Annotated in this window: 21 protein-coding genes; 8 read left to right on the plus strand and 13 right to left on the minus strand. The window is 72.2% G+C overall.

Annotated elements, in window-relative coordinates:
- Complete coding sequence (locus OO60_RS25225; RefSeq protein ID WP_003080835.1) at positions 1-1,284, minus strand: LuxR C-terminal-related transcriptional regulator; 1,284 nt, start codon at positions 1,282-1,284, stop codon at positions 1-3.
- 151 nt (positions 1,285-1,435) lie between these two features.
- Here OO60_RS25225 and OO60_RS25230 point away from each other — a divergent pair, with 151 nt between their 5' ends.
- Positions 1,436-2,338, plus strand: coding sequence for an NADP-dependent oxidoreductase (locus OO60_RS25230; protein WP_003080836.1), 903 nt, complete (start codon positions 1,436-1,438; stop codon positions 2,336-2,338).
- Between the two features lie 181 nt (positions 2,339-2,519).
- Here the strand turns inward: OO60_RS25230 and OO60_RS25235 are convergent, their stop codons facing one another.
- From OO60_RS25235 to OO60_RS25250, 4 genes are all read right to left on the minus strand, one after another.
- Positions 2,520-3,407, minus strand: a complete 888-nt coding sequence (locus OO60_RS25235; RefSeq protein WP_003080839.1) for a lysophospholipid acyltransferase family protein — start codon at positions 3,405-3,407, stop codon at positions 2,520-2,522.
- Positions 3,404-4,186, minus strand: coding sequence for a GNAT family N-acetyltransferase (locus tag OO60_RS25240; protein ID WP_003080842.1), 783 nt, complete (start codon positions 4,184-4,186; stop codon positions 3,404-3,406). Before OO60_RS25240 ends, OO60_RS25235 begins: the two co-directional genes overlap by 4 nt.
- Positions 4,187-4,343: 157 nt before the next feature.
- On the minus strand, positions 4,344-5,303 hold the full coding sequence (locus OO60_RS25245) for an electron transfer flavoprotein subunit alpha/FixB family protein (RefSeq protein WP_003080845.1): 960 nt from the start codon (positions 5,301-5,303) through the stop codon (positions 4,344-4,346).
- A gap of 28 nt (positions 5,304-5,331) precedes the next feature.
- Complete coding sequence (locus tag OO60_RS25250) at positions 5,332-6,117, minus strand: electron transfer flavoprotein subunit beta/FixA family protein (RefSeq protein ID WP_003080847.1); 786 nt, start codon at positions 6,115-6,117, stop codon at positions 5,332-5,334.
- A 244-nt stretch (positions 6,118-6,361) separates the two neighbouring features.
- Here OO60_RS25250 and OO60_RS25255 point away from each other — a divergent pair, with 244 nt between their 5' ends.
- Positions 6,362-7,207, plus strand: a complete 846-nt coding sequence (locus OO60_RS25255; RefSeq protein WP_003080850.1) for a DegV family protein — start codon at positions 6,362-6,364, stop codon at positions 7,205-7,207.
- Here the strand turns inward: OO60_RS25255 and OO60_RS25260 are convergent.
- Entirely contained in the window at positions 7,185-7,610 is a 426-nt protein-coding gene (locus OO60_RS25260; RefSeq protein ID WP_003080854.1) for a hypothetical protein, read from the minus strand. The two genes, OO60_RS25255 and OO60_RS25260, sit on opposite strands and share 23 nt — an antisense overlap.
- A 53-nt stretch (positions 7,611-7,663) precedes the next feature.
- On the opposite strand from OO60_RS25260, the gene OO60_RS25265 reads away from it, so the two are divergent.
- Genes OO60_RS25265 through OO60_RS25275 form a run of 3 tightly spaced genes read left to right on the plus strand, consistent with a single transcriptional unit; the run spans position 7,664 to position 10,438 of the window.
- Positions 7,664-8,437, plus strand: coding sequence for a class I SAM-dependent methyltransferase (locus OO60_RS25265; protein WP_003080856.1), 774 nt, complete (start codon positions 7,664-7,666; stop codon positions 8,435-8,437).
- The gene (locus OO60_RS25270) at positions 8,434-9,939 is read left to right on the plus strand and encodes a 1,4-alpha-glucan branching protein domain-containing protein (RefSeq protein WP_003080859.1); all 1,506 of its coding nucleotides are present in this window, start codon (positions 8,434-8,436) and stop codon (positions 9,937-9,939) included. Before OO60_RS25265 ends, OO60_RS25270 begins: the two co-directional genes overlap by 4 nt.
- Before the next feature lie 10 nt (positions 9,940-9,949).
- Entirely contained in the window at positions 9,950-10,438 is a 489-nt protein-coding gene (locus OO60_RS25275) for a glutathione peroxidase (RefSeq protein ID WP_003080860.1), read from the plus strand.
- 175 nt (positions 10,439-10,613) lie between these two features.
- Here OO60_RS25275 and OO60_RS25280 read toward each other — a convergent pair whose 3' ends face one another.
- The gene (locus tag OO60_RS25280) at positions 10,614-12,365 is read right to left on the minus strand and encodes a glycoside hydrolase family 2 protein (protein WP_003080861.1); all 1,752 of its coding nucleotides are present in this window, start codon (positions 12,363-12,365) and stop codon (positions 10,614-10,616) included.
- A 104-nt stretch (positions 12,366-12,469) separates the two neighbouring features.
- Here OO60_RS25280 and OO60_RS25285 point away from each other — a divergent pair, with 104 nt between their 5' ends.
- Positions 12,470-13,747 carry a glycosyltransferase family 4 protein gene (locus tag OO60_RS25285; protein ID WP_033262183.1) on the plus strand — a complete coding sequence of 426 codons (1,278 nt, stop codon included), beginning with the start codon at positions 12,470-12,472 and terminating at the stop codon, positions 13,745-13,747.
- A 12-nt stretch (positions 13,748-13,759) separates the two neighbouring features.
- Here OO60_RS25285 and OO60_RS48220 read toward each other — a convergent pair whose 3' ends face one another.
- Positions 13,760-13,888 (minus strand): hypothetical protein, encoded by a 129-nt coding sequence (locus OO60_RS48220; RefSeq protein ID WP_003080924.1) that lies wholly within the window; start codon positions 13,886-13,888, stop codon positions 13,760-13,762.
- Positions 13,889-14,052: 164 nt separating this feature from the next.
- Positions 14,053-14,511 carry a nuclear transport factor 2 family protein gene (locus OO60_RS25290; protein ID WP_003080927.1) on the minus strand — a complete coding sequence of 153 codons (459 nt, stop codon included), beginning with the start codon at positions 14,509-14,511 and terminating at the stop codon, positions 14,053-14,055.
- Positions 14,512-14,601: 90 nt separating this feature from the next.
- Between OO60_RS25290 and OO60_RS25295 the strand changes: the two genes are divergently transcribed.
- Positions 14,602-15,135: a TetR/AcrR family transcriptional regulator gene (locus tag OO60_RS25295; RefSeq protein ID WP_003080930.1), complete on the plus strand. Its 534-nt coding sequence runs from the start codon at positions 14,602-14,604 to the stop codon at positions 15,133-15,135.
- Here the strand turns inward: OO60_RS25295 and OO60_RS25300 are convergent.
- Both OO60_RS25300 and OO60_RS25305 read right to left on the minus strand, forming a co-directional pair.
- Positions 15,126-15,980 (minus strand): hypothetical protein, encoded by an 855-nt coding sequence (locus tag OO60_RS25300; protein ID WP_033262184.1) that lies wholly within the window; start codon positions 15,978-15,980, stop codon positions 15,126-15,128. The genes OO60_RS25295 and OO60_RS25300 overlap by 10 nt on opposite strands.
- Before the next feature lie 10 nt (positions 15,981-15,990).
- On the minus strand, positions 15,991-16,482 hold the full coding sequence (locus tag OO60_RS25305; protein ID WP_033262185.1) for a SigE family RNA polymerase sigma factor: 492 nt from the start codon (positions 16,480-16,482) through the stop codon (positions 15,991-15,993).
- Positions 16,483-16,622: 140 nt separating this feature from the next.
- On the opposite strand from OO60_RS25305, the gene OO60_RS46945 reads away from it, so the two are divergent.
- Positions 16,623-20,234: a S8 family serine peptidase gene (locus OO60_RS46945; protein WP_081911256.1), complete on the plus strand. Its 3,612-nt coding sequence runs from the start codon at positions 16,623-16,625 to the stop codon at positions 20,232-20,234.
- A gap of 121 nt (positions 20,235-20,355) precedes the next feature.
- Here the strand turns inward: OO60_RS46945 and aceB are convergent, their stop codons facing one another.
- Together aceB and aceA are read right to left on the minus strand one after the other, a co-directional pair.
- Positions 20,356-21,963: a malate synthase A gene (gene aceB, locus OO60_RS25315; RefSeq protein WP_004561110.1), complete on the minus strand. Its 1,608-nt coding sequence runs from the start codon at positions 21,961-21,963 to the stop codon at positions 20,356-20,358.
- A gap of 88 nt (positions 21,964-22,051) precedes the next feature.
- Complete coding sequence (gene aceA, locus OO60_RS25320) at positions 22,052-23,332, minus strand: isocitrate lyase (protein ID WP_004561111.1); 1,281 nt, start codon at positions 23,330-23,332, stop codon at positions 22,052-22,054.
- Between the last annotated feature and the right edge of the window lie 109 nt (positions 23,333-23,441).

Here is a 23,441-nt window from a genome sequence, read left to right on the forward strand (position 1 = left end):
TCAGGCGGACCGGTGCGCCGCCGGTTCCAGCGGCAGGTCGCGGGCGAGCGCGGCCGCCTCGCCTCGGGAACTCACGTCCAGCTTGTCGAGGATGTTGCGGACGTGGAACTTGACCGTGTGCTCGCTGAGCTGCAGCTGCCCGGCGATCTGGCGGTTGCGCAGGCCCTGCGAGATACCCGACAGCACCTCGAGCTCACGCGGGTTGAGGCGGTCGAGCGGGCGCAGGTCCGGTGGCTCGGCCACGCCGAGCGGGAGGACCGCGGTGACCGTCGTACCCCAGCCCGGCACCGCGTCGACCTCCCAGTGGCCGCCGAGGGCCGTGAGGCGCTCGGTCAGGCGGCGAGGTGGGACCGCGTCCGCCACTTCCGGGCAGTCGTCGCGGACCGTGATGCGCAACAGCGTTCCGTCCACGCGCCAGGACGCTCGCAGGCGCGTTGTCGCGAAACGGTCCAAAGCGCCGAGCACGAGGCCGCGGGTCAGTGTCCGGGCCGTGTGGGCGATGTCCTGCGGAAGGGATGCGTCGCCGACGGGGGCGGGCAGGTCCACGTCGACTTCCGTGTGCCGGACCAGGTCGGCCAGCTGGGTCTTCAGGACCTCGAACGCCGCGTCCACCTGCTCCGCGGACAGGACCTCGTCGCGGTCGACGACGCCCTTGAGCTCGAGCAGCGCGGGGGCGGCCACGTCGACCGCGGTGCGGCGGGCGGCGGCGTCGGAGAGCCGGCCCGAGCGGAGCACCGCCAGGATGGTGACCAGGGTGGCCGCGTGCGTCTGGCCGAGGTCGGTGATCGCGTGGGCGCGTGCGGACGCTGCCGCGAGGCTGCCGGCCAGGACGTCCGGGCCCGGGTCCGTCGCGCGCTGGCCCGCGTCGGTGCTGAGGATGTGCCATAGCCGGGCCGCGAGCTCCAATTCCGCAGCCGGCGGCTCCGCGGCCTCCGGCACCACGGCCAGCACCGCGCCCTGGCCGACGGCCGGGGTCGCCGCGAGCAGGACGAGCCGGCGTTCGACGCCGCCGAGGACTCCGTCGATCACCAGGGCCTTGCCCGGCTCGCTGCGGTCGGCCAGCCTCTGCAGCTCGACGCTCGTCACCGCCTGGGTGATCGCTTCGTCGCCGATGACCTTGAGGGGGCTGCGGGGACAGTCGCCGGTCTGCATCGCGACCGCGCGGTGCGGGACCAGCTTGCCCAGCTCGGCGGAAAACCGGCTGAGCAACTGGGGCCGGGGTGCCGACAGCACCTGCTCGACGACGTCCAGCACGTGCCGCGGATCCGACCAGGATGCGTCCATGCCGTCCAAGGTAGGCGCGTCCACGATCGGGCGACCTGCTCGTCCGGCTAGTGAACACTGCTCGTCCGGGCGGTTCGCCGGTTCCGCCCGGGCGGGTTGACTTGCCGGGGAGGGCATTCGAAGGGTCACCGACCGAGGAGCGAAAACCACCATGCGAGCGATCACCTTCTCCGCGTACGGCGGGCCGGACGTTCTGCAGCTGTCCGAGGTGCCGGTGCCGGAGCCCGGCCCGGGGCAGGTGCGGCTGGCCGTCCGGGCCGCCGGGATCAACCCGATCGACTGGAAGATCCGCGCCGGCTTCATGCAGCAGAACTTCCAGGTCGCCTTCCCGCACACCCCCGGTCTCGAGGTGGCCGGTGTCGTCGACGCCGTCGGCGAGGGCGCTGACTTCGCCGTCGGTGACGAGGTGTTCGGCTGGTCCGAGACCGGCGCCTACGCCGAGTACGCACTGGCGAAGACCCTCGCGCCGAAGCCCGCCAGCATCTCGTGGGCGGACGCGGCGGCCCTGCCGGTCGCCGGCGAGACGGCGCTTCGCGTTCTCGGGCTGCTTGAGGTCCGCGAAGGCGAAACGCTGCTGATCCACGGCGCCAGCGGGACCGTCGGCCGGTTCGCCGCGCAGGTGGCCGTGGCGCAGGGGGTGACCGTCATCGGCACCGCCGGCAGCCGGAACCTCGACGACCTGAAGTCGCTGGGCGTCGTCCCGGTGCTGTACGGCGACGGCTGGCTGGAGCGGGTCCGGGAGGTCGCGTCCGAGCCCGTGGACGCCGTGTTCGATGCCGCCGGGCACGGTGTGCTGCCCGGTTCGGTCGAGCTGCGGGGCACGAAGGACCGGATCATCACCATCGCCGACAGCGCGGCCTTCGAGCTGGGCATCCCGTTCTCGAGCGGCGGTGAGCAGTCGCGTGAGGTGCTGACCGGGATCGCCGGCTGGGTGACCGATCGCGGCGTCGGGGTCGCGCAGGGCAAGAGCTACCCGCTGGCCGAGGCGGCTGCCGCGCAGGTCGAGAGCGAGGGTGGGCACCCCGGCGGGAAGCTCACGCTCACCTTCGGCTAAACCCGCGCCATCGTGAACGAGCCCGGCACCGGGTCCCGGTGACGGGCCAGTTCCGAGCCGGAACGGCTCATGGGTGAGAGCGGCCGAGGCCTGTTGCCGGATTTCGGCAACGGACCCGTTCACCTCGAGAACGCGCCTCCCAACCCGGGCCTGCCGCCGGATCGCGGCGGCAGGGCCCGGATCACTTCGCGGGAGGCGAAGCCAACGTGGCCGGCGGGCGGCTCGGCGTGCGGCGCTTCCGCTGGGCCGGGATCTGCACCGTGCCCAGCGCGGAGTGGACCGCCGCCTCGGCCAGGGCGGCCAGCTCGCGGCGGGTTTCCGCGCGGCCCGGGGCGATCTCCGGGCAGATGTGGATCTCGAGCACCAGGCCGCGCAGGGCCGCGACCCGGCGCAGGGACGCGATCAGGGACTCCGGGCCGATGAACGCCGGGCGGCTCGTCTCGCGGCCGTCGGCCAGGCGGTAGCGCAACGCGATCGGGCGGACCGGGACGCCGCCGTCGATGGCCGCCTGGAACGTCGCCGTCGTGAAGTGGCCCGAGGCCAGGCCACACCACGTCGTGCCCTCCGGGGTCACGCTCACCAGGGAGCCCGTCCGGAGCGCGTCGGCCAGTGCCGCCATCGTGGCCGGCAGGGTCGTCAGCCGCTCGCGGTCGAGGAAGATGCTGCCGCCGCGGCGGACCAGGCCGCCGAGGACCGGCCAGCCCGCGATCTCCTTCTTGGCCAGCGCGCGCATCGGGCGCAGCGCGTTGATCGCGACGATGTCCAGCCACGAGATGTGGTTGTTGACCACCAGCGCGCCACGGCCGGCCGGTGCGGTCAGGAAGTCGGCGCCGCCCCGGATGTCCAGACGGACGCCGAACGCCCGGAGCACGCTGCGGAAGATCAGCCGCAGCCGGTACTCACGGCCCCACGAAACCAGCAGCAGGGGCGCCGTCAGCATCGCCGAAAAAACGACCAGAGCGGCCGCGGTGACGCGCAGGACGCGGCGCGGGAGGCCGACCACCGGGTCGTCGGTGGTGAGGCAGCCGTCGCCGCACGGCGACGTCGGCATCCAGGCGTGGCTGCTCATGCCTGGACCCCGAGGAAGAACTTCAGGTAGCGCTCGTCGACGTTGTGCAGGTCCAGCACGACGAAGAAGTCCGCGACGCCGAAGTCGGCGTCGAGCGCGGGCGGCCCGTAGGCCTTGGCGCCGAGCCGGACGTAGCCCTTGATCAGGGGCGGCAGCGTGGCCCGCGCCGGGCGCTCGATGCCCGAGGCGTCCCAGGGAATCAGCGGCGTGACGCGCGTAGCCTCGTCGGAGTAGTGCTTGGTGCGCAGGATGTCCCACACGCCGGCGGCGAAGGAGCCGTCGTCGACCAGCGGGACGGACGCGCAGCCGGCGAGGTAGCGGTGGCCGGAAAGCAGCATGTAGCGGGCGATCCCGGCCCAGACCAGGCTGACGACGGCGCCGCTGCGGTGGTCCGGGTGGACGCAGGACCGGCCGGTCTCGACCAGCGACGGCCGCAGGCTGTCGAGGGCGCTCAGGTCGAATTCGCTGTCGGCGTACAGCTTCCCGGCCCGGATCGCGCGCTCCGGCGGGAGCATCCGGTAGCAGCCGACGATCTCGCCCGTGTTGTCGTCGCGGACCACGAGGTGGTCGCAGAACTCGTCGAACTCGTCGATGTCGAGACCGGGCCGCGGGGAGTGCAGGCGCGCACCCATTTCCTCGGCGAAAACCCGGTGCCGCAGTTTCTGCGCGGCGACCACTTCGTCGTTCGCGTGCGCGACGAGAAGCGAGTACCGGGGGGCGTCGGCGGGGAGCTGGGCACCCGCCTGATCAGTGCTGACGAGGAGCTGTGACGTCGTCATGGTCAAGGTGTACCTGCGCGGAGGAAGCCGCGGAGAGTGCGATCCGATGACCGATTAGTGCACGTTCAGTGAATGGCGGGTTCTCAGGCTCTTCTCAGGTCCCGGAAACGCGCGAAGGGCCTTCCGGGAGCTCCCGGAAGGCCCTTCGGACAACAGCTCAGCCCTTGCGCTTCTCGACCGCTTCGGTCAGCTGCGGCGCGACGTTGAACAGGTCGCCGACGATGCCGAAGTCGGCGATCTCGAAGATCGGCGCCTCGGCGTCCTTGTTGACGGCGATGATCGTCTTCGACGTCTGCATGCCGGCGCGGTGCTGGATCGCGCCGGAGATGCCGAGCGCGATGTACAGCTGCGGCGACACGGTCTTGCCGGTCTGGCCCACCTGGAACTGCGCCGGGTAGTAGCCGGAGTCGACCGCGGCACGCGACGCGCCGACAGCCGCGCCGAGCGCGTCGGCCAGCTTCTCGACGACGTCGAACTTCTCCGCCGAACCGACACCACGGCCACCGGAGACCACGATCGAGGCCTCGGTCAGCTCGGGACGGTCACCGCCGGTGACCGGCTCCACGCCGGTGATCTTGGTCGCCTTCGCCGCGTCGACGGCGGGGATCTCGACGGTCTCCTCGGCCGCCGCGCCCTCGGCCGGCTCGGCCTCGACCGCGCCCGGGCGGATGGAGACGACCGGCGCGCCCTTCGCGGACTTGGACTTGACCGAGAACGCGCCACCGAAGATGGACTGGTCGATGACGCCGTCGCCGTTGACGCCCACGGCGTCGTAGATCAGGCCGGAGCCCAGGCGCACGGCCAGGCGGGCGGCGACCTCCTTGCCCTCACCGCTGGCGGTGACGAGCACGGCGGCCGGGGACGCGGACTGCGCGAGCGCGGCGAGCACGTCGACCTTGGGCGTGACCAGGTAGTTCGCGGCGTCGTCGCCTTCCGCGACATAGACCTTGGCGGCGCCGTGCGACGCCAGCGCCTGCTTCGCCTTGGCGGCGGTCCCGGTCGGGCCGACGACGACGGCCGACGGCTCACCGAGCGCGCGGGCGGCGGTCAGCAGCTCAAGCGTGACCTTCTTGACCTCACCGTCGACGTGGTCGACGAGGACGAGTACTTCAGCCATGTTCTTGTTCCTCCTCGAAGAGCCGTTGTCAGATGAGCTTCTGGCCGACCAGGTACTCGGCGACCTTGGTGCCGCCGTCGCCCTCGTCCTCGACCTTTTCACCGGCGGTGCGCGGCGGCTTCGGCGCGGATTCGGTCACGGTGGACCACGCGTTGCCGAGGCCGACCTCGCCCGCGTCGACGCCCAGGTCGGCGATGGTGAACTTCTCGACCGGCTTCTTCTTCGCGGCCATGATGCCCTTGAACGACGGGTAGCGCGGCTCGTTGATCTTCTCGCCGACGCTCACGATCGCGGGCAGGCTCGCCTCGAGGCGGGTCAGGCCGTCCTCGGTCTCGCGGGTGGCCTTGATCGTCGAACCGTCGACGGTCAGCTCGCGCACGTAGGTGACCTGCGGCAGGCCCAGCAGCTCGGCGAGGATGGCCGGGATGGCGCCACCGCGGCCGTCGGAGGACTCGTTGCCGGCGATGACCAGGTCGAAGCCCTCGACCTTGCCGATGGCGGCGGCGAGGACCTTCGCGGTCGCGATCGCGTCGGAGCCGTGCAGTGCCTCGTCGGAGACGTGGATGGCCTTGTCGGCGCCCATGGACAGCGCCTTGCGGATGGCGTCGGTCGCGCGGTCCGGGCCCACCGAGATCACGGTGACCTCGCCCTCGCCTGCTTCCTTGATCTTCAGCGCCTCTTCGACGGCCTTCTCGTTGATCTCGTCGAGCACGGCGTCGGCGGATTCGCGGTCAAGGGTGTGGTCGGACCCGTTGAGCTTCCGCTCCGAGTAGGTGTCCGGTACCTGCTTGACCAGGACGACGATGTTGGTCATGGGTCTGCTTCGACCTCCCGGTTCGTGGCCCGCGGACGGACCACGGGACAGTGCTCTACTGGCCGGTAGATTAGGGCCAATCGGCGCCGAGGACCCGTCGAGGTGACGCCATTCACCTGGATGCGCAATCTAGTGGGACGATCGTCCCGGTAGTCGACCGGCTAGCCCACCCGAACTGCCGTTCGTCCGATCGGAGCAACCACGGCCTACTGGCGGTAGGTGTCAGGCATTAACCTCCCCCACCATGCCCGCGCGCATCGCCGTCATCACCGACTCGAGTTCCTGCCTGCCCGACCTGGTCGCCGCTCGCTGGGCCATCGGGGTCGTCCAGATCCAGATGAGCCTGGGGAACCACTACGACGACGAAAACCGGTTCGACCGCGGCGAAGTCATCGACGCGATGAGAGCCGGGCAGGTCATCACCACCGCGCCCCCGGATCCGGGGGCGTTCTTCTGGACCTACCAGGAAGCGGCCGCCTCCGGCGCGACCGCGATCGTCAGCATCCACATCTCCGGCCGCATGTCCGACACCGTCCGCGCGGCCCGGGAGGCCGCCCAGCAGGTCCGCATCCCGGTGCACGTCCTCGACAGCCGGACCACCGGCATGAGCCTCGGCTTCGCCGTGGTGTCCGCCGCCCGGGCCGCGGCGGCCGGCGCGGACGCCACCCGCGTCATCGAAGCCGCCGAGCGCCGGTGCACCACCAGCACCGAGTTCATCTACGTCGACACGCTCGAGTACCTGCGCCGCGGCGGCCGGATCGGCGCCGCGCAGGCCATGCTCGGCAGCGCGTTCTCGATCAAGCCGCTGCTCACGGTCAAGGACGGCGAGGTCGCGCCGCTGGCCCGGATCCCCGGTACGCGGCGCGCGCTGGCGAAGATGGTCGACCTCGCGGTGAAGAAGTCCGGCGGGTTCCGCGCCGACATCGCCGTGACCCGGTTCGGCGCGAGCGACCACGAACTGGAGATCGGCAGGCAGATCGAACGCCGCGTGCCGGCGATGGTCGAGAGCATGGTCGTCGAGGCGAGCACGGTGATCGGCGCGCACCTCGGGCCCGGCGCGCTCGGCATCACCGTGTCGCCGGTGGGCTGACACGCCGGCCCGGAATCGCCAGCACCGCGAGCGGGACCACGACGCCCAGCCCGGTCGTCGCGATGATCAGCACCTGGTCGATCCGGTCGAAGTGCGCCACGTGGCCGAGGTGGTAGAGGAAGTGCGGCAGGCCGAACAGCAGCCCGGCCACGCCGGCGAGCCGCGCGACGGCTGTGGTGCCGATCACGGCGGCGCCGATCAGGAGCGCGGCGAGCGTCAGGTTGAGGCCGCCGAAGTCGCGCAGGAGGTGCTCGTTGAAGGGCCCGTCCATCGCCACCCAGCCCGTGCGGAAGCCGGGAAAGTCCTGGTAGAAGCGGGTCGGCGAGACCAGTGGCCAAATTCCGACCACGGCCTCGACCAGGCCGAAGACGACGAGCAGTACGCGGGTGGTGGTCCGTTGCATGACGGCGGAACGAGACGGCGGGGCCGGACGTGACACCCGCTAGGGTCGCGGAGGTGACCACCCCAGCCACCCGGGCCGAGGCGCTGCACCTGACCGGCGAGCGGACCGTCCCCGGCATCGCCGCGGAGAACTACTGGTTCCGCCGCCACGAAGCCGCGTACGCCGCCCTGCTCCCCCACTGCGCGGACGCGACGGTGCTCGAAGCCGGCTGCGGCGAGGGCTACGGGGCCGGGCTCATCGCCACCGCGGCCCGCCGGGTGCTCGCCCTCGACTACGACGTCCCGACCACCGAGCACGTCGCCCGCCGCTACCCCGAGGTCGACGTCGCGCGGGCCAACCTGGCGTACCTGCCGGTGCGGGACGCTGCCGTCGACGTCGTGGCGAACTTCCAGGTCATCGAGCACCTGTGGGACCAGGCCGGGTTCCTCGCCGAGTGTCACCGGGTGCTGAAGCCGGGTGGCCGGCTTCTGGTCACGACTCCCAACCGGCTGACCTTCACCCCGGACAGTGACACGCCCTTGAACCCGTTCCACACCCGCGAGCTGGCGCCGTCCGAACTGGCCGGGCTGCTCACCGGTGCCGGGTTCGCCGTCGAATCGCTGCACGGGCTGCACCACGGCGAGACCGTGCGCGCGCTCGACGAGCGGTACGGCGGTTCGATCATCGACGCCCAGCTCGACGTGGTCATGGGCAAGCTGCCCGGACAGGCGGTGTGGCCGGAAGCGCTGCTCGCCGACGTCGCCGCGATCGAGGCCACCGGCTTCGACATCCACGGCGACGACCTCGACGCGAGCCTCGACCTGATCGCCGTGGCGGTGCGCCGATGAGCGAAGGCACCTTCTGCCTCGTCGTGCACAGCCACCTGCCGTGGCTGCCGCACCACGGGACCTGGCCGGTCGGCGAGGAATGGCTGTACCAGGCGTGGGCGCACTCCTACCTGCCGATGGTGGAGCTGCTGGAGCGCTTCGCCAACGAAGGCCGGCGAGACGTCCTGACGCTCGGGGTGACGCCGGTGCTGGCCGCGCAGCTCGACGATCCGTACAGCATCCGCGCCTTCCACGACTGGCTCGGCCACTGGCAGCTGCGCGCCCAGCACGCGTCGACGCTGTGGCGCGGCGACCCGCTGCTGCGCGAGCTCGCCGCCGCCGAGCACCGGACCGCGGTCCGCGCGGCCGAGGAGCTCGGCTCGCGCTGGCGGCACGGGTTCTCGCCGATCCTTCGTTCACTGGTCGACAATTCGACGATCGAGCTGCTCGGCGGCCCGCTGGCGCACCCGTTCCAGCCGCTGCTGGACCCGCGGGTGCGGGAGTTCGCGCTGAACGCCGGGCTCGCCGACACGGCGTTGCGGCTCGGGACGCGGCCCGAGGGGATCTGGGCGCCGGAGTGCGGCTACGCGCCTGGTATGGAAAACGACTACGCGGCGGCGGGCGTGCGGCGGTTCATGGTCGACGGGCCGTCGCTGCGCGGCGAGACCTGGGCGGCGCGGCCGGTCGGCGACAGCGACGTGGTCGCTTTCGGACGAGACCTCGAAGTCACCTACCGCGTCTGGTCGCCGAAGGCCGGCTACCCCGGCCACGCCGCCTACCGCGACTTCCACACCTGGCAGCACGAGGTCGGGCTCAAGGCGGCGCGGGTCACCGGCAAGACGGTCGAGCCGCAGGACAAGGCGCCCTACGACCCGGCGCTGGCCGCCGACGTGCTGGGGACGCACGTCAAGGACTTCGTCGAGACGGTCGTGACGCGGCTTCGGTCGCTGAAGCAGCGACACGGGCGTGAGGCGCTCGTGGTCGCCGCGTACGACACGGAGCTGTTCGGGCACTGGTGGCACGAAGGGCCGGCGTGGCTCGAGGGCGTGCTGCGCGCGCTGCCCGAGGCCGGCGTGCGGGTGACGACACTGAAAGGTGCGCTGGAAGCCGGGCACGTCGGCGAGCCGGTCGACCTGCCGTCGTCGTCGTGGGGCTCGGGCAAGGACTGGCGCGTCTGGGACGGCGAGCAGGTCAAGGACATGGTCGCCGCCAACGCGGCGCTGCAGCGGCGGTTGCTCGACCTCGTTGGTGGTTTGGCGACCACGGCCCGCGACACCGTCGCCGACCAGGCCGTCGCCGAGGCCATGCTGGCGCTGGAGAGCGACTGGGCGTTCATGGTCACGAAGGACTCGGCCGCGGACTACGCGCGCCGGCGTGCGGCTGTCCACACCGAGCGCTTCGACGCCTTGGCCGATTTGCTGCGACGCGGCGACCGGGCGCGGGCCGCGGAGCTGGCCGCGGCCTACTGCGCCGACGACGGACCGTTCGGGCACCTCGACGCCCGGGCACTGAAGCACAACTGAAGGGACCTTCATGGGGATCCACGAAATTCCGGTCAAGACCCTCGACGGGCAGGACAGCTCGCTGGGCTCGCTCGCCGGCAACGCGCTGCTCGTGGTCAACGTCGCGTCGAAGTGCGGCCTGACCCCGCAGTACTCCGGCCTCGAGCGGCTCCAGGAACGCTTCGGCGGCCAGGGCTTCTCCGTGGTCGGTTTTCCGTGCAACCAGTTCGCCGGGCAGGAGCCGGGCAGCGCGGAGGAGATCCAGACGTTCTGCTCGACGACCTACGGCGTGACCTTCCCGCTGTTCGAGAAGATCGACGTCAACGGCGAGGGACGGCACCCGTTGTACGCGGAACTGACCAAGACGGCCGACGCCGACGGGGAGACCGGCGACGTCCAGTGGAACTTCGAGAAGTTCCTGGTCGGCGCGGACGGTGAGGTCCTCGCGCGGTTCCGGCCGCGGACCGAGCCCGAGGACGAGAAGGTCGTCAAGGCCATCGAGGCCGCGCTGCCGGCGTGAGACGAGCGTGTCGCGCCGGGCCCTCCGCCCGGCGCGGCACCGTCACCGGCCGAGCTGCTCGCGCCCGGCAACTCCGGTGGGAGCCGGCCGGAGTTCGTGGGCGGAATCCGGCAACCGGACCGCCGCCGCCGGTCGTTGCCGGAAATCGACCACGGCGCTGACCAGGCGATTCCGCTCAGGCCGAGCCCGCCTCGATCACCGCTCGTGCGCACCTCGCGATCTCCGCCGGGTCCGCCTTGAGCACGCGGCGGTCGTACGTGATCAGTCCGTTCACCTCGTTCTCGACATCTGTCGTCTGCGTGTACACCGCGGCGGACAAGCCGGTCTCCCGAACCACTCGCTCGAGGGCCGCGCTCACCTCCGCGTAGCGCTCGGTGAGGCGCTCGCGGGTCGGCGTCATTTCGTACGCGTTCGGTGGGCCCGGCCAGCGGTGGTCGTCCAAGACCAGGCCGAGGCCGCCGTACTCGCCGTCCACGATCGCCCGGGCGTCTGTCAGCGATGGGGCTCCTGGGCCCACGTACGTGTGGTCGTCGTAGACGTCTCCCGCGCCGGTGTCCGGGCGCGAGAAACAGCAGTTCACGCCGCTGTTCGCGATCACCAGGCGCGTCGGGTCGAGGGCTTTGACCGATTTCGCGACACGGGCCGTGTCGAACTCGCCCCAGCCCTCGTTGAACGGGACCCAGCCCACTATCGACGGGACCGCCCGCAGCTGCGTCACCATCTCGGCCAGCTCCGCCTCGAACCGCTCGCGGGCCCGCGGGACCGGGTCCGGGGCGATTCCCGGCGGGCCGTCGAACGTCGCCGTCAGCGAGGGCATGTCCTGCCAGACGACCAACCCCAGCGTGTCGGCCCAGAAGTACCAGCGGGCCGGCTCCACCTTGACGTGCTTGCGGACGAAGTTGAAGCCGAACTCCTTCGTCTTCTCCAGGTCGAAGCGCAGGGCCTCGTCGGTGGGCGCGGTCGAGATGCCGTCCGGCCAGTAGCCCTGGTCGAGCGGGCCGTGCAGGAACGTGGCGCGGCCGTTGAGCGCGATCCGCGGACGTCCGTTCGCATCCGGCAGCAGGCCGATCGTGCGCAGGCCCGCGTAGCTGCCGACTTCGTCCGCAACCACGCCATGCCGGTCGCGGAGCTCGACGCGCAGCTCGTAGAGGTGGGGGTCCTCGGGCGTCCAGAGGTGTGGCGACGGAACGTCCACGCGCACCGGCTCCCCGGCCGCGGCTGCCGCCCTGGCCACCTCGCCGTTTTTCGACGAAACCACGACCACGATTTCCGTGCCGCCCGTGACCTGCGGTAATACCGTCACGCCGGTCAGGTCCGGGGTAAGGTCGAGGCGTTCGATGCGGGTTTCCGGGACCGGCTCCAGCCACACCGTCTGCCAGATGCCCGACGACGCCGTGTACCAGATCCCGCCGGGTGCGTTGCGCTGCTTGCCCACCGGGAACGGCTCGATGTCGGTGCGGTCCTCGGCCCGGACCGTCAGTTCCTGCGGGCCCTCCGCGCGCAGGACGTCGGTGATATCCGCGCTGAATGCCGTGTAGCCGCCTTCGTGCGTCGCGACGAGCTGGTTGTTCACCCAGACCTTCGCTGTCTGGTCGACCGCGCCGAAGTGCAGGAGCACTCGCGAGCCGCGCCAGTCCGCCGGGATCTCGACCAGGCGCCGGTACCAGAGCACCTCGTCGCGGCGGGCGATTCCCGACAACGCCGACTCCGGCGGGAACGGCACCAGGATCCGCTCGGCGTAGCCCGACGGGCGTGGTTCGCCCGGCGACGACGGCCAGCCCGCGTACTCCCAGACGCCGTTGAGGTTCAGCCAGCGCGGCCTGGTCAGCTGGGGCCGCGGGTACTCGGGCAGCGTGTTGTCCGGGTCGACCTCGCCGGTCCACGGGGTGGACAGGGGCGGGTCGAGCCGGCGCCAGGAGGAAGTCATCCCCGCCCATGGTGACAGACCCGCGCCAGTGATCGAGATCACATGTGGACGGTCCGCCACGACGGCCCCGACCGGGGTTTCCGACTCGCGAGTAACCTCTCCGCATGCGTGTGCTGATGCTGTCCTGGGAGTACCCGCCCGTGGCCATCGGGGGCCTGGCCCGGCACGTCCACGCGCTCGCCACCCACCTCGCCCGCCAGGGCCACGACGTCGTGGTGCTCTGCCGGCACGCCGCGGGCACCGACGCCGGGACGCACCCGCGCACCGACCGCGTCGTCGAGGGCGTGCGGATCATCCGGGTCGCCGAGGACCCCATGCACGTGACGTTCGAACGGGACCTCGTCGCCTGGACGCTGGCCATGGGGCACGCCATGATCCGCGCCGCGCAGGACCTGCTGCGCACCTGGCAGCCCGACGTCGTCCACGCGCACGACTGGCTCGTCGCCCACCCGGCCATCGCGATCGCCGAGGCCGCGCGGGTGCCGCTGGTCGGCACCGTGCACGCGACCGAGGCGGGGCGGCACTCCGGCTGGCTGTCGCACCCACTCAACCAGCAGGTTCACTCGGTCGAGTGGTGGCTGGCGAACCGGGCCGACGCGCTGATCACCTGCTCGCAGGCGATGCGCCGCGAAGTCGCGTACCTCTTCGAGGTCGAGGCGGACGACGTCACGGTGATCCACAACGGCATCGAAGAACGCGGCTGGCAGGTGCCCGCGGACGAGATCGCGCGCGCCCGGGAGGTCTACAGCCCGGCCGGCGCGCCGCTGTTGCTCTATTTCGGACGACTCGAGTGGGAGAAGGGCGTGCAGGACCTGCTCGCCGCCCTCCCCCGCATCCGGCGCCGCCACCCGGGCACCCGCGTGGTCGTTGCCGGAAAAGGACGACACTTCGACGAGCTGGTCGAACAGGCGCGGAAGCTGCGGGTGCGGCGCGCGGTCGACTTCGTCGGGCACCTCTCGGACCGCGACCTGCGCGCGGCGCTGGCCGCCGCCGATGCCGTGGTGCTGCCCAGCCGGTACGAGCCGTTCGGCATCGTCGCGCTGGAGGCCGCGGCCGCGAAGGCGCCGCTGGTCGCGTCGACGGCCGGTGGGCTCGGCGAGGTCGTCGTGCACGGCGAGACCGGGCTGGCGTTCAGTCCCGGCGACGTCGCGGAATTGGCCAACGCCGTGACGGCGGTGCTCTCCGACGCCGACGCCGCGGCCGAACGGGCGCGGGCCGCGCAGTCCCGGCTGGCCGCGGACTTCGACTGGGGCCGCATCGCCGAGGCGACCGCCGAGGTCTACCGGCGGGCGAAGCCGGGCGAGCCGGTCGAGCTGCCCCGGCCCAAGATCGCCACCGGCAACGCCTTCGAGCCGGTGCCGGCCGGGATTCCGGAACTGTAGGTAGCCGCCGGTTCAGAACCGGCAGGGCCGCATGCAGTCCGGGCGCGCCGCGGTGGGCGTGGCCGTGGCCGCGTCGACGGCGAACGCGAGCGAAAGCACGACGAAGAGGGTGGCGACGGCAGCTCTCAACCGGCTGGTCATGGGGACTCCTCGGGGAACGGCGGCGCGATCGGCGCCTCGCAGCGAGCATCCGCGCCGCGTCCACGGGAAACAATAAGCGGAACAGCAGGGGCCGGTACGTATTCGCCTTCCGTGATCGGTTCGTCCGGTTCACCGCGGCGGCGCCGCGCCCTCGACGTCCGGACTCAGAACACCGGCAGCAGAACGCCGTGCTCCGACTCCGGGCGCGGGCCGAAGATGCGGCGGTCGGCTTCGGTGATCGGGACGTCGTTGATGCTCGCTTCGCGCCGGCGCATCAGCCCTTCGTCGCTGAACTCCCACAACTCGTTGCCGTAGCTGCGGAACCACTGGCCGCCGGACGTTCGCGACTCGTACTGGAACCGGACGCCGATGCGGTTGCCGCGGAAGCCCCACAGCTCCTTGCGCAGCGCGTAGTCCAGTTCGCGTGTCCACTTTTCGGTCAGGAACTCGACGATCTGCGCGCGCCCGACGACGTACCGGTCGCGGTTGCGCCACACCGAATCCTCCGTGTAGGCCAGCGACACCCGCTCGGGGTCGCGGGTGTTCCACGCGTCTTCGGCGGCCTGGACCTTCTGGCGGGCGGTGTCTTCGTCGAACGGCGGGAACGGCGGGCGCGGGGTCATGGCGGGCTCCTTCGAAACCGGAGAACGTGCGTTCTCCGCGGCTCCCGCTAGACTAGAGAACGTTCATTCTCAGCGCCAGGGGCAGGTGACATGGATTCCACGGAGGCGACCGGGCGGCTGCTGGAGGCCGCCGAAGACCTCTTCTACGCCCACGGCGTGCAAGCGGTCGGGATGGACGCCGTCCGCGAACGCTCCGGCGTCTCGCTCAAGCGGCTCTACCAGTGCTTCCCGGCGAAGAACGACCTGGTCGAGGCGTATTTGCTCCGCCGCGACAAACGCTGGCGCGGCTCGTTGCGCGATTTCGTCCACGCCCGCGGCGACGACCCCTTGGCCGTCTTCGCCTGGCTGAAGGACTGGTTCGCCGAGCCGGGCTTCCGCGGTTGCGCGTTCATCAACTCCTTCGGTGAGTTCGGCGAGCCCGCGCCGGGCATCGCCGCCGCGATCCGGCTGCACAAGGACGAGGTCCGGGCCTACCTGCGCAGCCTCGTGCCCGGCCGGGACACCGCCGACCAGCTGTTCGCCCTCGTCGAAGGCGCGACCGTGCTCGCCGCGATCACCGGCAACCCCGGCGAAGCGGACACGGCCCGCGAAGCGGCGAAGGTGCTGCTGGCCGCTCAGGGGTAGAGCGTCAGCCCCGGGTCGAGCGCGACCTCCGCCAGCTGGGTGAGACTCAGCGGCGGCGACGGCATGTCCGGCGCATCATCCAGCTTCGCGTCCCGGGCCGTGTTCTCGGCCTCGACGGTGAGGCCGGTGCCGTCGGGCTTGGTGACGTCGACCCGGTTGACCGTCGCTCCGCGCGGCAGGGTGAGCGTCTCCTCGACGATCGTCTCGCCGTGCGGGCCGGTCCGGCGGTGGCACGTGCTCTGCGTGTCCCGGGGCGCCTGCTGGCACTCGGCCGCCGGGGCCGCGTTGCCACCCAGCCGGGTGACGATGGCCCAGACGTTGCCCTTGCGCGCCTTTTCCGACGTCGAAGCCGCGGCCATGAAGTAATCCTCGCCGCCGCTGCACACCCCGCCCTCCTGCGCCACCAGCGCGGAGAAGACGTGGAAGAACGCCAGCGGTCCGTGCTGCGTGCCCTTGGGGTACTGCCCCGTCGGGTGGACGCCCAGCGTCGTGCCCGGGGCGACGCGCTGCCGGACGGCGTCGGTGAGCGCCGCCGTCAGCCGGTCCGCCACCGCCGGCGCCTTCTCCCGCAGCGGCGCGCCGGTCGGGCGCGGATCGAGCCCGCACCCGTCGGACGACGGGGGCGGTGCCGCGCCCGGCTGCACCACGCTCGGCGCGGGATCGCCCGGGGCGAGGACGAGCACCGCGCCGGCGGCCACCGCCGCCACGCCCGCGCCCGCGGCGGTCCACGGGTTCGCCACGCGGCGCACCCGCGCCCGGCGGCGCTCGCGGTCCAGCACCGCCTCCACGTCCACTGTGGACGGCGGGACGATCCCGATCGCCGCGTCGAACTGGTCCTTGCTCATGGTCCCTCCATCAGTTCCGGCTCGCGGCGACGAGCGCGCGCAGCGCGTCGAGCCCGCGCGCCGTCTGGCTCTTCACGGTCCCGGGCGAGCACTCGAGGATTTCGGCCGTCTCCTCGACCGAAAGGTCGCAGTAGTAGCGCAGCACCACCGCGGCCCGGCGCCGCGGCGGCAGCGCGTCGAGCAGTTCCAGCAGGCCGACGCGCTCGACGACGTCGTCGGGCGGCAGCACCGGTGGCTCCGGCAGCGTCTCCACCGGCTCCTCGCGCCGCCACGCCCTGGCCTTCTCGTCCAGCCACGTGCGCACGAGGATCCGGCGCACGTAGGCGTCGAGGTACTCGACCCGCCGGGCCCGCGGCCAGTGCCGGTACAGCTTGCCGATGGTGATCGACACCAGGTCGTCGGCGAGGTGCCAGTCCCGGCACAGCAGGTACGCCGTGCGGCGCATGACGTCCATCCGGGTCGTGACGTAGTCGCGGTACCCCGCTTCTTCCGGCCGTTTCACCAGTTCCTCCTCAGTGCCCCCACACCTGTCGAACGGGGTGGGCGGGCGCGGGGGTTGCCCGGAGATCGGAATCCGGGCAACCCGCCGCCGCGCGGGGCCCGTTCCACCGACCGGGGGACCCGACTGGGAGGAACCATTCCATGAGAAAACCGATCACCGCGGCCGTCGCGGTGACACTGGCCGCGGGCGTGCTGACCGCACCCACCGCCGCCGCGGCCCCGGCGAAGGACCCGGCGGCCGGGGCGCCGAGCCGGATCACGCTGGTCACCGGCGATCAGGTGCTGGTCGGCGGCGGGGACGTGCGGGTGCTGCCCGCCCGCCGCGACCGCCCCGTGCCTTTCCGGCAGTACACCCGGCACGGCGACAGCTACGTCGTGCCGGGCGACGCCGCCGGGCTGGTCCGCGCCGGGCGGCTCGACGAGCAGTTGTTCAACGTCACCGGCCTGCTGCGGCAGGGCTACGACGACGCCCGCACGCCGCAGGTGCCGCTGCTGGTCCGGCAGGCGGGCCCGGCGGTCGCCGCCCGGACCGGTGTGGCCGCCCGGCCGGCCGCGCTGGGCTACACCGCCCTCGACGAGCCCAAGTCCGGCGCCGCGGCGTTCTGGAACCGGCTCACCACGGCACCCGCCACGCTCGCGGCAGGCCCCGCGAAGGTGTGGCTCAACGCGAAGGTGCACGCGAGCCTCGACCAGAGCGTGCCGCAGATCGGCGCCCCCACGGCGTGGCAGGCGGGCCTGACCGGCCGCGGCGTGACCGTCGCGGTGCTCGACACCGGCATCTCCGCCGCCCACCCGGACTTCGCCGGCCGCGTCGGCCCGGCCAGGGACTTCACCGGCAAGGGCGGCGTCGAGGACGGCCACGGGCACGGCACGCACGTGGCCTCGACGATCGCCGGCTCCGGCGCGGCGTCGGGCGGGAAGTACCGGGGCGTGGCGCCGGACGCGACCCTCGCCGTCGGGAAGGTCCTCGACGACTCCGGCCACGGCACGTTCGACGCCGTCCTGGCCGGCATGCAGTGGGCCGTGACCGAGGCGCACGCCCGCGTCGTCAACCTGAGCCTCGGCGGCGGCCCGTCGGACGGGACCGATCCGGTGTCCGAAGCCGTGAACAGCCTGAGCCACCAGTACGGCACGCTGTTCGTCGTCGCCGCGGGCAACTCCGGCCAGGACGAATCCGTCGAGAGCCCGGCGGCGGCCGACGCCGCGCTCGCCGTGGCCAGTGTGTCCAAAAAGGACGTCCTGAGCCCGTTCTCCAGCCGCGGTCCGCGGCCCGGCGACGGCGCGGCCAAGCCCGACGTCGCGGCCCCGGGCGAGTCGATCACCGCGGCCCGCCCGGCCGGGATCCCGCCCGCCGGCGACCCCGCCGGCGACGGCTACCAGACGCTCAGCGGCACCTCGATGGCGACGCCGCACGTCGCGGGCTCCGCGGCGATCCTGGCCCAGCAGCACGCCGACTGGCCGGCCGAGCGGCTCAAGGCGGCCCTGACCAGCAGCGCCACGCCCGTCGACGCGGGGCCGGCCGCGGTCGGCCCCGGCCGCGTCGACGTCGCCCGCGCGACGACAACGGCGGTCACCGCGACCGGCGCCGCCTCGGCGTACCTGCCATGGCCCAACCGCGGGACGGCCAAGAAAGCGACGGTCACCTGGTACAACTCCGGCGCCACGCCGGTGACGCTGACGCTCGCCAGCGACCTCGGCAGCCTGGTCACCTTCCCGCCCGCCGTGACGGTGCCCGCGGGCGGCAGCACCCCGGTCGAACTCACCTTCACCGCCCAGGACGGCTCCCCGGGCACCCACGCCGGCGTCCTCACCGCGCGCGGCGACGGCGTCAGCACCCGGACCGCCCTGTCGGTCCGGCAGGAGGGCGAGATGTACGAGCTGACCGTCGGCCTGACCGACCGCGACGGCAAGGCGTGGACGCCGACCGGGTACCCGCCGGTGGCGATCTTCGACCTCGACACCGGCGCGGTCACCGACGCCGGACCGGGCACCTACCGGCTCCCGCGCGGGCGGTACGCCCTGCACAGCGTCATCGAGACGCCGCGGCCGGGCCAGGAGCCGTCGTACAGCTTCATCAGCCAGCCGGAGCTGGCGCTCGACCACGACGTCACGCAAACCTTCGACGCCCGCGACGGCAAGGCGATGTCGATCGAGCCGGACAACCCGGCGGCGCGCGGCGGCACGCACGGGGTACAGCGGCTCAGCCGGATCACCGCCTGCTCCTGCGTGTTCGCGGACCGCACGGACCTCGACCCGCGCTTCCACGAGGCCTTCGCCGCCACCGTGCCGGGAACGTCGTCGGCCGCCTACGCCCTCAGCCAGCAGCGCCGGGCCACCGAACCGGACCTGGAGCTGACCGCGGACGACGGGAAGCCGTTCGCGGTCCGGGGCATGTGGCTGGCGTCCGCCGCGCCGGCGGGCAGCAGCACGCTGCCGCTGGTGTCCGGCGGGGGCGGCACGCCGGAGGACCTGGCCGGCATCGACGCCCGCGGCAAGGTCGTGGTCGTCCAGGTGCCGGCGGAAACGCCGATCACCGAGACCTACCAACGGCTCGCGAACGTCGAGCACGCCGGGGCGAAGCTCGGCGTCGTGTCCCTGTCGGGCGACGCGACCGCGGCCACGGTGCTCGGCGGCGGCGCGCCCGCGCTCACCATGCCGACGATCTGGAGCGGGGCGTCGGTGACCGGACGACGGCTGGCGGAGCTGGCGAAGACGAGCGGCGCGACGGCGACGGTGGTCAGCCGTCCGTCGCCGAACTTCCGCTACGAACTCTTCGACGGCGTCGAGCAGGCGGTGACGGCCGCCCGCGTGCAGCGGCCGAAAACGCGTGACCTGGCCGAGGTGCGCACCGCGTACCACGACAACGTCGCCTCGGCCGTCCGGTACGTCGCGGCGCGCGAATTCTTCGGCCGGATGGTCGGCTACGGCTACACCGAACCCGTCGGCGACCAGCAGGAACGCACCGAGTACTACTCCCCCGGCCGGTGGGAGACGATGTGGACCGCCGGGTACCTCGGCGACCTGACCGAGCAGCTCGACCTGGCCGCCGGCCGCCAGTACCGGCTCGCCTGGAACAAGGCCGTGGCCGGCCCGTCGTTGCGCGGGCTGACCGTGACGCACGCCGGCGAGCAGCCGCGGCCGTGGGCGTGGCGCAAGGACGGGGTGTTCGACATGTGGCTGCCGTTGTTCGGTGACGCCGCCGGACGGCCGCGCATCGCCCAGCCGGGTATCGGGGACACCGGTTCGATGAGCCTCACCAAGGACGGGGTCGCGATTCCCGTGGCACCGGCCGGGCCGGGCATGGCCACCTTCCCGGTACCGGACGCCGATGGTGCGTACCGGCTCACCGCGGACGTCCACCGGCACACCGCCTGGTGGCCACTGTGGACGGACGTGTCGGCGGAGTGGGGGTTCCGCTCGTCGGCCGCCGCGGACGGCCGGGCGCTGCCGCTGCTCACCGCCCGGTTCGACCCGGCGGTCGACCTCCGCAACCGCGCGCCGGGCAACTGCGTCGTGACGTTCCCGGTCTACGTGGAACGGCAAGGCGGCGGCACCGGCAGCAAGCTCGCCGTCGAGACGTCCGCGGACGACGGGCGCACCTGGCAGCCGGCGCCGGCCCTGCGGACCGGCGACCACTGGACCGTCGTGGTGCGGAACCCGGCGAGCGGGTTCGTCTCGCTGCGGGCGAAGGCGGCGGACGACGACGGGAACACCGTGCAGCAGACAGTGATCCGGGCCTACGCGATCTCCTGACGCGGAACTGAACCGGCCCGGTGGCGGGGAGCCGCCGCCACCGGGCCGGTCCGGACCCACACCATCCCAATCGGTGTGGAGTCCGGCCTCCCTTCGTCAGGTAAGGGAGACCGGGGCCCTGCTACCGGGCGTCCGTGAGGTACCGCGCGTAGGCACCCGTGGTGAGGAAGCTCGGCAGCTTCTCGCCCAGCGCGGTTTCGGTGAAGATCTCGTGGGCGTCGTCGAGCCGGTTGCCCGCGCCCAGCTCGGCGCGCACCGAGGCGAGCTCGTCGTGCAGGAACTCGACCGCCAGCTCGCGGGTCAGCGCGGTGCCGTCCTCGAGCTTCGTGCCGTTGCGGATCCACTGCCAGACCTGGCAGCGCGCGATCTCCGCGGTGGCCGCGTCCTCCATCAGGTTGTGGATCGCCGCCGCGCCGGTGCCGCGCAGCCACGCGTCGACGTACCGCAGGGCGACGTTGATGTTCGCGCGCACGCCCGCCTCGGTCACCTCGCCGCCGGCGCTGGCCACGTCGAGCAGGTCCTCGGCGGTGACGTCGACGTCCTCGCGCAGCTTGCCGAGCTGGTTGGGCCAGCCGCCGAGCACGCCGTCGAAGACCTCGCGGCAGATCGGGACCAGGCCCGGGTGGGCGACCCAGGAGCCGTCGAACCCGTCGCCGGCCTCGCGCTCCTTGTCCGCGCGGACCTTCTCGACGGCGATCTCGTTGACCGCGGGGTCCTTGCTCGGGATGAACGCCGCCATGCCGCCGATGGCGTGCGCGCCGCGCCGGTGGCAGGTGCGCACGAGCAGCTCGGTGTAGGCGCGCATGAACGGCACGGTCATCGTGACCTGCGCGCGGTCCGGCAGCACGAAGTCGGCGCCGTGCGCGGCGAAGTTCTTGATGAGGCTGAAGATGTAGTCCCAGCGGCCGGCGTTCAGGCCCGCGGCGTGCTCGCGCAGCTCGTAGAGGATCTCGTCCATCTCGAACGCGGCGGTGATCGTCTCGATCAGCACGGTGGCGCGGATGGTGCCACGCGGGATGCCGAGTTCGCGCTGCGCCAGCAGGAAGACGTCGTTCCACAGCCGCGCTTCGAGGTGGTTCTCCAGCTTCGGCAGGTAGAAGTACGGGCCGACACCGCGGGCGAGCAGCTGGCGCGCGTTGTGGAAGAAGTACAGGCCGAAGTCGACCAGGCTCGCCGACACCGGGCGGCCGTCGATGCGGATGTGCTTCTCGACCAGGTGCCAGCCGCGGGGGCGCGCGACGATCGTCGCCGGGTCGTCGCCGATGGTGTAGCGCTTGCCCGCCTCGGTCGTGAAGTCGATGTTGCGGCGGATCGCGTCGAACAGGTTGAGCTGGCCGTCGATCACGTTGTGCCACGTCGGCGACGTCGCGTCCTCGAAGTCCGCCAGCCACACCTTGGCGCCGGAGTTCAGCGCGTTGACCGTCATCTTGCGGTCGGTCGGGCCGGTGATCTCGACGCGGCGGTCCTCCAGACCGGGCGCGGTCGGGGCCACGTGCCACGACTCGTCGTCGCGGACCCGGCGCGTCTCCGGCAGGAAGCCGAGCGGCTTGTCCCCGGACTGCAGTTCCTCGCGCCGCGTGCGGCGGGCGTCGAGCAGCTCGCGCCGGCGGCCGGCGAACGTGTTGTCCAGCTTGGCCAGGAAGTCGAGTGCCGCCGGGGTCAGGATCTCCGCGAACCGGCCCTCGACCGGGCCGGTGACCTCGATGCGGTAGTTCAGCCGATCGACCATGGGGTGCCTCCACGAGCTGTGCGGGAAGAAGGGGGAAGGTCGCGGCCTGACGACGCTGGGGGTGGTCGCCGTCAGGCCGCGGCCGGGATCAGTGGAACTGGGCTTCTTCGGTGGAGCCCCGGAGCGCGGTGGTCGAGCTCTCCGGGTTCAGCGCGGTGGCGACCTGGTCGAAGTAGCCGGTGCCGACCTCGCGCTGGTGCTTGGTGGCGGTGTAGCCGCGGCTCTCCGAAGCGAACTCGCGCTCCTGCAGGTCGACGTAGGCGGTCATGCCCTCGCGGGCGTAGCCGTGCGCCAGGTCGAACATCGAGTAGTTCAGCGCGTGGAAGCCGGCCAGCGTGATGAACTGGAACTTGTAGCCCATGTGGCCGAGCTCGCGCTGGAACTTCGCGATCGTGGCGTCGTCCAGGTGCTTCTTCCAGTTGAACGACGGCGAGCAGTTGTAGGCCAGCATCTGGTCCGGGAACTTCGCCTTGATCGCCTCGGCGTACTTGCGCGCCACCTCGAGGTCCGGCTCGGAGGTCTCCATCCAGAGCAGGTCGGCGTACTGGCTGTAGGCCAGGCCGCGCTCGATGCACGGCTCGATGCCGTTGCGGACCTCGTAGAAGCCCTCGGCGGTGCGGCCGCCGGTGAGGAACTGCTGGTCGCGCTCGTCGACGTCGCTGGTCAGCAGGGTCGCGGCCTGCGCGTCGGTGCGGGCGACGACCAGGGTCGGCACGTTCAGCACGTCCGCGGCGAGGCGGGCGGCGTTCAGCGTGCGCTCGTGCTGCTTGGTCGGGATGAGGACCTTGCCGCCGAGGTGGCCGCACTTCTTCTCCGACGCGAGCTGGTCTTCCCAGTGCACGCCCGCGGCGCCGGCCGCGATCATGCCCTTCATCAGCTCGAACGCGTTGAGCGGGCCACCGAAGCCGGCCTCGGCGTCGGCGACGATCGGCGCGTACCAGTCGATGTCGGTGTTGCCCTCGGCCCAGTTCAGCTGGTCGGCGCGGCCCAGCGCGTTGTTGATGCGGCGGACCACGGCCGGCACCGAGTTGGCCGGGTAGAGGCTCTGGTCGGGGTAGGTCTGGCCGGCCAGGTTGGCGTCGGCCGCGACCTGCCAGCCGGACAGGTAGATCGCCTGCAGGCCCGCACGGACCTGCTGGACCGCCTGGTTGCCGGTCAGCGCGCCCAGCGCGTGGATGTAGTCCTCGGTGTGCAGCAGGTCCCACAGCTTCTCGGCGCCGCGGCGGGCCAGGGTGTGCTCCTCGACCACGCTGCCGCGCAGCTTGACGACGTCCTCAGCCGAGTAGGAGCGCTGCACGCCCGCCCAGCGCGGGTCGTTCGCCCACTGCGCCGCCAGCTCCGCGGCCGCCTGCTTGGCCTGTTCCGTCATCGGATCTCCCGGTGTTGCGAAGTTTGCGATTGCTCGCCTTGCTTGGCCTGACCCTGACACGCCAGCGAAAACGCGGTCCAGTTGTCCAATTTGCCAATTTGTGCGAAGG

Source organism: Amycolatopsis vancoresmycina, from assembly GCF_000716785.1.
GTDB classification, from domain to species: Bacteria; Actinomycetota; Actinomycetes; order Mycobacteriales; family Pseudonocardiaceae; genus Amycolatopsis; species Amycolatopsis vancoresmycina.